This window comes from Arthrobacter sp., assembly GCF_031988865.1.
GTDB lineage: Bacteria > Actinomycetota > Actinomycetes > Actinomycetales > Micrococcaceae > Arthrobacter_B.
In genome coordinates, this window is the sequence record NZ_DALZXY010000041.1 from 21,131 (window position 1) to 28,334 (window position 7,204).

9 protein-coding genes are annotated in these 7,204 nt (G+C 66.7%); all 9 read left to right on the forward strand.

The genetic code is table 11. The features are described from left to right. The first annotated feature begins 228 nt into the window (after window positions 1-228). Window positions 229-573 carry a flagellar basal body rod protein FlgB gene (gene flgB, locus RTN46_RS09260; protein ID WP_312180774.1) on the forward strand — a complete coding sequence of 115 codons (345 nt, stop codon included), beginning with the start codon at window positions 229-231 and terminating at the stop codon, window positions 571-573. Then, window positions 573-965, forward strand: a complete 393-nt coding sequence (locus RTN46_RS09265) for a flagellar basal body rod C-terminal domain-containing protein (RefSeq protein WP_312180776.1) — start codon at window positions 573-575, stop codon at window positions 963-965. Before flgB ends, RTN46_RS09265 begins: the two co-directional genes overlap by 1 nt. Continuing rightward, on the forward strand, window positions 965-1,273 hold the full coding sequence (gene fliE / locus RTN46_RS09270) for a flagellar hook-basal body complex protein FliE (protein ID WP_312180777.1): 309 nt from the start codon (window positions 965-967) through the stop codon (window positions 1,271-1,273). Before RTN46_RS09265 ends, fliE begins: the two co-directional genes overlap by 1 nt. Continuing rightward, window positions 1,273-2,880 (forward strand): flagellar basal-body MS-ring/collar protein FliF, encoded by a 1,608-nt coding sequence (gene fliF, locus RTN46_RS09275; protein WP_312180778.1) that lies wholly within the window; start codon window positions 1,273-1,275, stop codon window positions 2,878-2,880. Before fliE ends, fliF begins: the two co-directional genes overlap by 1 nt. A gap of 128 nt (window positions 2,881-3,008) precedes the next feature. Next, a complete protein-coding gene (gene fliG, locus RTN46_RS09280; protein WP_312180786.1) occupies window positions 3,009-4,007 on the forward strand; it encodes a flagellar motor switch protein FliG in 999 nt (332 codons plus the stop codon). Then, window positions 3,997-4,614 carry a FliH/SctL family protein gene (locus RTN46_RS09285; protein ID WP_312180780.1) on the forward strand — a complete coding sequence of 206 codons (618 nt, stop codon included), beginning with the start codon at window positions 3,997-3,999 and terminating at the stop codon, window positions 4,612-4,614. The genes fliG and RTN46_RS09285 overlap by 11 nt, the downstream gene beginning before the upstream one ends. 62 nt (window positions 4,615-4,676) lie before the next feature. Further along, entirely contained in the window at window positions 4,677-6,047 is a 1,371-nt protein-coding gene (locus tag RTN46_RS09290; RefSeq protein WP_396157561.1) for a FliI/YscN family ATPase, read from the forward strand. Beyond that, window positions 6,044-6,481 carry a flagellar FliJ family protein gene (locus RTN46_RS09295; RefSeq protein ID WP_312180783.1) on the forward strand — a complete coding sequence of 146 codons (438 nt, stop codon included), beginning with the start codon at window positions 6,044-6,046 and terminating at the stop codon, window positions 6,479-6,481. The genes RTN46_RS09290 and RTN46_RS09295 overlap by 4 nt, the downstream gene beginning before the upstream one ends. Beyond that, window positions 6,481-7,098 (forward strand): C40 family peptidase, encoded by a 618-nt coding sequence (locus RTN46_RS09300; RefSeq protein WP_312180784.1) that lies wholly within the window; start codon window positions 6,481-6,483, stop codon window positions 7,096-7,098. Before RTN46_RS09295 ends, RTN46_RS09300 begins: the two co-directional genes overlap by 1 nt. Window positions 7,099-7,204: the final 106 nt, after the last annotated feature.

Genomic DNA, 7,204 nt, shown 5'->3' on the forward strand with positions numbered 1-7,204 from the left:
GCTCGGATAATAAGTCGTCCTGCCACGTTACCTGCGGCGACGGAAAGCCGGCTTCTTGAAACGTGCCCACTTTTCCTACCTAGCTGATCGGCGAAAAGTACCTATCATGCTGGCGCAAATTACTTACATATTCGAGTAATCCGCCGATAGCCACCATTGAGCATGGATCGCTCGCTGCAACAGGCCACGGATCGGCCGCTCTGTCCCCCATAAGAAGCGGGTTTTCCTGTGTTCGATTCCGTGTCGTCGGTGGCACTCCAGAGTGCCCTCAATGGCCTGGCCCTGCGCCAGCGCTCCATTGCGAACAACATCGCCAACGTGAATACGCCCGGCTACCACGCCCAGCGCGTCAGCTTCGAGGACGCCTTGGCCAAATCGGTCAAAGCCGGCAGCGCCAACTTCACCGAAGCCGCCACCGGACGCTCCCTGGAACCCACCCGGCTCGACGGATCCAACGTCAACCTGGACACCGAGACGCTTTCCAACATCGACACAGTGCTGCGCTTCCAGTTCGCAGCCCAGGCCGTCGGCGGAGAAGCCAATTCACTCCGTACCGCGATGAGGACCCAGTAATGACTTTTGACGCAATCGGAATCGCCGGTTCCGCCCTCACCGTCCACCGCAAGTGGCTGGATGCGGTCTCGGACAACCTGGCCAACATGAACAACGCTTCCAGCACCGACGGCGCGGCTTTCCAAGCCCGCTACGTGCTGGCCCAGGAAGGCGCCGAAAACACTGGCGTGTACGTCTCCGGCGTTGAATACGGGAACGCCGAGGGCCGGATGGTCTACGAACCCGACCACGCCCTCGCGGATGCCGAAGGCTACGTCCGCTACCCGGATATCGACATGTCCGAACAGATGAGCAGCCTGATCATGGCGCAGCGCGGCTATGAAGCCAATGCCGCCGTCGTCGACCGGGCCAAAGCCACCTACGAAGCCGCACTCCAGATTGGACGCTCCTGATGCCCATCCCCGCCATCGGTGCCGTGGCCGGCACGCTGCCCACCGCCTACCTCGAGAACACCGCCGGAGCCGCCCCGGCGACTGACGGCGGCGGCTTTGCCTCGTCGCTCGCCGGCGCGGTGGACAATGTCCAGGACCTTTCTTCCACGTCTAAGAAGCTCGCGGTGCAGGCCGTCACGGGCGACCTCGACGACATCCACGCTGCCCAGATCGCCTCCACCCGCGCCTCCCTCACGCTCGAACTCGTGGCCGCCGTGCGCAACAAGAGTGTTGACGCGTTCAACGAGATTATGCGGATGCAGGCCTAATGACTCAGGTGAACGCGGCCTTTGGCCGTTTGGGGAAAACCATCAGCCAGTTCTCCCTGGCGCAGAAAACGTTGGCGCTGATCGGCATCGCGGTGCTGGCCCTGGGAATTTTTGCCCTGGCCAGCTGGGCATCCAAGCCCTCCTACAGCCCGCTCTTCTCCGGGCTGCAGGCTTCGGACGCAAACAGCATCGTTGAACAGCTCCAGGCTGACGGCGTGCCTTATGAGATCGCCGCGGGTGGCGGGACCATCATGGTCCCGGAGCAGAACGTCTACGACCAGCGGCTCAAGGCCGCTGGAGCCGGGCTGCCCGCCTCCTCCACCGGAGGCTATTCCCTGCTTGATGACATGGGCGTGACCTCCTCCGAATTCCAGCAGTCCGTGACCTACAAGCGTGCCCTGGAAGGGGAACTGGCGAAGACCATCGGAGCGCTCAACGGCGTCAAGACCGCCTCCGTGCAGCTGGCCCTCCCCGAGGACACCGTCTTTGTTTCGGAAAAGGTGGACCCCACGGCCTCCGTCTTCATCGACACCGAGAACGGCGTGACGCTCACCGGAGACCAGGTCCAGGCGATCGTCCATCTGACATCCGCCGCCATCGACGGCATGAAGGCAACCAACGTCGCCGTCGTCGACTCGGCCGGCACTGTCCTTTCCGCGGTTGGCGTCGGGGCCACCGGCACGGCAGACAAACAGGCCACTGACTACGAACAGCGGGTCTCCTCGTCCGTGCAGAGCATGCTGGACCGGGTTGTTGGTCCAGGCAATGCCACCGTGGCTGTCGCCGCGGACATGAGCTACGAATCTGCCAACCGGGTGGAGGAAACCTTCACCAACCCGCAGGGCAACCCGGCGCTGAATGAAGCCACCACCACCGAGGAATACGCCGGCAGCAACGGCAACACCGCAGCTGGAGTCCTGGGACCGGACAACATTGCCGTCCCGAACGGCGGGAACGACGACGGAAACTACACGTCCGAGTCCACCACCAAGAACAATGCCGTCAACAAGGTCACCGAAACCCGTGACATTCCAGCGGGCGCGCTTAACCGCCAGACCATTTCCGTGGCCCTGAACTCGGCCACCGCCGCCGGCATGAACGTTGCGGACATCCGCGCGCTGGTGGCCAACGCCGCCGGCGTCAACGAGGCCCGGGGTGATGAGCTGACCGTCGAAATGGTTGCCTTCAACGCCACCGGCGCCGAAGCAGCACAGGAGGCGCTGGCTGCCGCCGAAGCCGCCGAGGAAGCCGAACGGCGGGCTCAGCTGCTCCGAACCGGCATTATGGCCGCGGGCATCGTCCTGGCAGTCATTCTGGCCCTGGTCGCCTACGCCCTCCGCTCCCGCCGGCAGAACCGGCAGGCAGTGGACATCGGGATACTGCCCGAACTCGACCCGCTGGCACCGCCCACCGGGCTGGCCATGATTGGCCAGGAGCCGATCCGGAATGTCCTGGAACCGGCAGTAGACACAGCCTCGCTGCGCATCGTGGCCAACGCCGCAGACTCTGAGCGCAAGCTCGAAGAACTGGATCACCTGGCCCTCCAGGATCCGGTCCGCACCGCGGACTACCTGCGCAACTTCATGGATGAGGGGCAGCGGGTATGAGCGAACAGTCCTCCGGAACCGCGCTAGCCACCGCACCGGAACCCGATTCCCGCCAGACGGCACCGGAAGCGCCGACTGCCGCTGTCCCCGCCATCCGGCCGCCGGTACCCAAGCCCGTCCTGCCCAAGATGACCGGCATGCAGAAGGCCGCCGTCGTCCTGATGCAGTTGGAAACCTCGCGGGCAGCTACCGTGCTGCAGCAGTTCACCGAAGCCGAAGCCCAGGAACTGGCCGCGGAAATCGTGAACCTCCGCCGGGTCGATGTGGCCGTGGTGGAGAGCGTCATTAACGAGTTCTACGACATGACCGTGGACGGTCGGCGCCGCGCGCACGGCGGCCGCGATGTTGCCATGGGCCTGCTCGAAGCCTCCTTCGGCACCGAACGTGCCTCCGGCGTAATGGACCGGCTCGCCTCCTCCATGGCGGGTAAGTCGTTCGAATTCCTCGAACGTGCGGAGGCTGCCCAAATCGTGAGCCTGCTGGAAAGCGAGCTGCCGCAGACTATTGCCCTGGTCCTGGCGCATATGCGTCCACAGCGCGCCTCCGCCGTGATCGGCGGGTTCGCCGAAGACCTGCGCACCGAAGTCGCCCAGTGCATCGCGAACATGTCCCGTGCGACTCCCGAAGCCATCCGGATCGTCGCCGAAACCCTCAAGGCCCGGGCCACAGCCGTTGGTGCCGCCCGCGAGGCCGCCGACCAGATCGGCGGCATCCAGCCGCTGGTGGACATCATCAACCGGGCCGACGCCGCGACAGAACGCGCACTGCTCGATGCCCTGGACGCCCGGGACCCGGAACTGGCAGAGGAAGTGCGTTCGCGCATGCTCACCTTCGCGGACCTCACCAAGCTCGAACGCCGCGACGTGCAGCTGGTGCTGCGCGGCATCGACGTCGCCGTGCTGGCGCTGGCCATGAAGGGCGCCAACGAGACCGTGCTGGAAACCATCCGGAGCAACGTCTCCGAACGCAACCGGGAGATCCTCGACGACGAAATCGCCGCATCGGGTCCGGCCCGACTGTCCCAGGTGGAGGAGGCCCGCGCCACGATCGTCCGGGCGATCCGCGACCTGGAAGCCCAGGGCGCGATCACCATCCACCATGCGGACGAGGAAGAGTATGTCTACTGAGTCCCCGGAACGCACGTTCTCGCGCATGGCCTACCCGACCCTGGGCGGCCATAACCTGGAGCGTGCCGCCGAGGTCGGGAAGGCACAGGGGCATGCCGCCGGCTACGCTGCCGGCCTGCATGCTGCCGGCGCCGAGACTGCCCGCCTCCGCGCGGACCTAAAGACACGGTTCGACGCCGAAACGGCTGCCCTGCGAGCCCGCGCCGACCACGCGCTGCAGCTGCTCAACGCCGCTGAACAAAGCCTGGCCCAGCTCACGGTCCCGGCCGTCTCCCAGGTTCAGGACTCCCTGGCGGCAGCCGCACTGGAGCTGGCAGAAGCCCTGCTGGGCCGGGAACTGGCCAACGGCGAAGCATCTGCCCGGGCCGCACTGGACCGCGCCCTCTCCGGGATCGACGTCAGGGAAGTTCACACGGTGCGGATGCACCCGGCCGACCTGGAGATCCTGGACAGCGACACCCTGAACAACGCAGCTGTTGTGTTCACCCCGGACCCCAGCCTGCAGCGCGGAGACGCGGTAACCGAGTTCCCCGACGGGTTCCTGGACGCCAGATTGTCCTCGGCGCTGGCCCGTGCCAAAGCTGCCCTGCTGGAGGGAACTCCATGACCCTCACGGCAGAGCCGGGATCGGCGCAGGCACCCGGATTGGACACCGCCATGGATGCGTCGATGGTCAGCCGCCGCGACCGGCGCCGGACGCGCGAACGCGTGCTGCAACCGGTCAGCTGGCGGCCCAATCCCGAAGCTTTCAGCCAGGCCCTCGCTGCCGCCCGCCCGCAGCGGGTCGGGAAAGTCTCCACCGTCGTCGGACTCAGTGTGGAAGTCACTGGATTGGACTGTGCCGTCGGCGACCTGGTCAGTTTGGGCACCCCGGAAGCTTCCGTCGACGCCGAAGTCGTGGCGGCGACGCGGGACGGTGTCCGCTGCATGCCGTTCGGACGCCTCACCGGGCTCACTGCCGGCAGCCCGGCACGGTCCAAGGGCATGCCGATGCGCGTCCCCACCGGGGCCGGCCTTTTTGGGCGGGTGCTGGACGGGTTGGGACGGCCGATCGACGGCAAAGGCCCGCTGGTGGTGGAGCAGTACGTTCCGCTGGACCATGACACGCCCTCGGCGATGGAGCGGTCGCGGATCACCGAACCACTGCAGCTGGGGGTGCGTGTCCTGGACACGCTCACCACCGTCGGCAAGGGCCAGCGCATGGGCCTCTTCGCCGGATCCGGCGTAGGCAAATCCTCGCTGCTCTCCATGATCGCCCGCGGGACCGACGCCGAGGTCTCGGTGATCGCGCTGGTGGGGGAACGCGGCCGCGAAGTCCGTGAATTCCTCGAGGACGACCTGGGCGAGGAAGGCCTGGCCCGGTCCATCGTCGTCGTCTCCACCTCCGACGAACCCGCGCTGATGCGCCTGCGCGCCGCATTCGTGGCCACCCGAATCGCCGAATCCTTCCGCGACCAGGGCGCCGACGTCATGCTCATGATGGACTCGCTGACCCGTGTGGCCATGGCCCAGCGCGAAATCGGGCTCTCCGTCGGCGAACCACCCGCGACCCGCGGCTACCCGCCGTCGACCTTCTCCCTGCTGGCCCAGCTGTTGGAACGCGCCGGCACGGACAAAGCCGGATCCGTCACCGGCATGTACACCGTGCTGGTGGACGGCGACGACCACAACGAACCCATCGCGGACTCCGCCCGCTCGATCCTGGACGGGCACGTGGTCCTGGACCGCAAGCTCGCGGTTGCCGGGCACTTTCCCTCCGTCGACGCCCTCGGCTCGATTTCCCGCGTCGCCTCCCGTGTCAATCCCAAGGACCGCAGTCAGGCTTCCGCCGGGCTGCGCCGGGTGCTGGCCGCCCGCCGCTCCGCCCAGGACCTGATCGACGTCGGGGCCTACCAGCGCGGAACCAACCCGCTGGTGGATGCCGCGGTGGACCACGAAGACGCCATTAACTCGTTCCTGCAGCAGCGGATGGACGAACAGACGCCAGCCGCATCCGCCTGGGACCAGCTGCACCGGCTCACACAGAATCTGGGGGTATGACGATGGGACGGGATTTTCCACTCGCTGGCTTGCTGAGGCTGCGCCGGCTCCAGCAGGACAGTGCCGCCGGGTCACTGGCGGCAGCGAACGCAAAGCTGCGCCAGAGCGCGGAAGCGCGCAGCGGGGCCTACGAGTCCCTGGCCGCCTCACCACTTGAGGCTGCTGACGCCGCGACCCTGCACGCCATCGCCGCGGCCCGGGCCTCCTCACGCAGCATGCTGGCCGATCTCCTGGCCACGGAGGCAGTGGATAACGCAGCGGTGAACACCGCCCAGGCGGAGTTCCATGCCGCCCGGGCACGCTCGGTGGGGCTGGAGAAACTCGAAAACAAGCATTCGGATGCCCTCGCCGCCGAGGACCTGCGCGCCGAACAGACGATCCTGGATGAGCTGGCTGGAACCACCTGGCACCGCCGGCAGAAGGAAGCCCACTGATGAGCATGACCGATGCGATCGGCCGGATCCAGGAGATCCGCTCCACAATCGAGGCGCTCTCGACGCCTACCCCGGCCACAGCGGCAGGCGCCGGCGCAGGTTCCTCCGCGGCACCGACCCCAGGGGGTGGCAACGACTTCGCCTCAGCGCTCTCCAAGGTGACCGGAGGGCAGGCCGCTCCCACCGGTGGCGCCCCGAGCGAAGCCCTCATGGGATCCGTGGAGAAGTACGTGGGCCTTCCCTACATCTGGGGCGGTAATGACCCAGCCGTGGGCCTCGATTGTTCCTCCTTTGTGCAGAATGTCTTCAAGGACCTCGGCTACAGCCTGCCGCGCGTCACCTGGGACCAGATGAACAGCGGCACCAAGGTGAATTCCCTGGCGGAAGCCCAGCCCGGTGACCTGATCTTCAGCCACGACGGCGGGCACGTTTCCATTTACCTCGGCAACGGCAAGGCGGTGGACGCGCCGCAGCCCGGGCAGACCATCCAGATCCGCGACGCCTGGGAAACCTCGTCGCTGCAGACAGCATCCTCGGGCCTGTCGAACACGGCGGTCAATGACCTGGTCGCCTCGGCACGGGCGATGCAGGCGTCCCTGCTGGGAGGCGTCAAGTGAGTATTCCAACAGCATTCCTGACAGCCCGCCCTGCCGCTGCCGCAGGCGGACGGCCCGGCTCCGGCACCCCCGGCGACGGCGGCACAGGCTTCGGCTCCGCGCTGCA

Excerpts from the sequence above, each read along its gene's own strand:
- fliG (WP_312180786.1), top strand. The coding sequence starts at position 3,009 with ATGACCGGCATGCAGAAGGCCGCCGTCGTCCTGATGCAGTTGGAAACC.
- fliF (WP_312180778.1), top strand. The coding sequence starts at position 1,273 with ATGACTCAGGTGAACGCGGCCTTTGGCCGTTTGGGGAAAACCATCAGC.
- RTN46_RS09300 (WP_312180784.1), top strand. The coding sequence starts at position 6,481 with ATGAGCATGACCGATGCGATCGGCCGGATCCAGGAGATCCGCTCCACA.
- RTN46_RS09285 (WP_312180780.1), top strand. The coding sequence starts at position 3,997 with ATGTCTACTGAGTCCCCGGAACGCACGTTCTCGCGCATGGCCTACCCG.
- RTN46_RS09290 (WP_396157561.1), top strand. The coding sequence starts at position 4,677 with ATGGTCAGCCGCCGCGACCGGCGCCGGACGCGCGAACGCGTGCTGCAA.
- RTN46_RS09265 (WP_312180776.1), top strand. The coding sequence starts at position 573 with ATGACTTTTGACGCAATCGGAATCGCCGGTTCCGCCCTCACCGTCCAC.
- fliE (WP_312180777.1), top strand. The coding sequence starts at position 965 with ATGCCCATCCCCGCCATCGGTGCCGTGGCCGGCACGCTGCCCACCGCC.
- RTN46_RS09295 (WP_312180783.1), top strand. The coding sequence starts at position 6,044 with ATGACGATGGGACGGGATTTTCCACTCGCTGGCTTGCTGAGGCTGCGC.